This is a genomic window from Streptomyces muensis, assembly GCF_021474425.1.
GTDB classification, from domain to species: Bacteria; Actinomycetota; Actinomycetes; order Streptomycetales; family Streptomycetaceae; genus Streptomyces; species Streptomyces muensis.
This window is the reverse complement of the sequence record NZ_JAKEIP010000614.1, coordinates 1-821: the sequence shown is the minus strand read 5'-3', so window position 1 is coordinate 821 and position 821 is coordinate 1. Positions and strand designations below refer to the sequence as shown.

Annotated in this window: 1 pseudogene; it reads right to left on the bottom strand. The window is 76.6% G+C overall.

Annotated elements, in window-relative coordinates:
* Positions 1-673 (bottom strand): annotated as a pseudogene (locus tag L0P92_RS44720) (hypothetical protein); the annotation flags it as partial.
* Positions 674-821 lie beyond the last annotated feature (148 nt).

Below are 821 nucleotides of genomic sequence, written 5' to 3'. Positions count from 1 at the left end.
GCGGAGACGGGGGCGGAGACGGGGGTGTAGACGGCGGCGGAGGTGGCAGTGGCTCCTCCCTGCGGGCCAGCACCTCGCCCCGCAGCACCTCGGGCCCGCCCGGCACCTTCGGCTCCGCCGCATCCCCGGACCCCCGGGCCCGGACCCCACGCACCCGACTGGGACCGGGCGCATCCGACCGGAGCTCGGCACGGGCGTCGTACAGCCGGACGGTCGGGGCGCCCGTGATGTGCCGCAGGGCGGCGTTCAGCGCGCCCTGCGCCTCCCGGAGCTGTTCGGTGCCGTACCGGCGGGACACGTCCCGCAGTTGGACGTGCAGCGGGTCGTGCCACGCGGCGCTCATGTCGCGGATGCCCCGGGCCACGATCGCGGCCGGGTCGGTGACCTGGCACATCAGCCGCACGTGGCAGTGGAACGCGTCGGGCGCGTCCCGGCCGGGCAGTCGCAGGCCGAGTGCCAGTCGATGCTCCGCGGTGTCCACCAGGAACATCCCCCGGTACGCACCGCCCCGCACGTCGGGCACCGGCTCCCCCGGGCGGACCGTCAGCGCCGGGCCGCCCTCCGGCACCAGCACCAACGCCCTTCCCGGCGGCGGCGTCCGCAACGGGCGGCTCCGCGGCAGGCGCTTGGCGTCGACCACCGGGTCGTACGTCAGCGAGTGCGTCACCATCACCTGAGCCCGCCCCCCTCCTCGGCGCCAACGGCCGCTCCCGCACCACGAGTTGACGACTCATGGGTACCAGCGGGGGTCCGGGACCCCTCCCGAGCGGGTCAGTCACCGGGCGCGGGCGTCGACGGGCCGCGTAGGGGTGGGGTGGGCG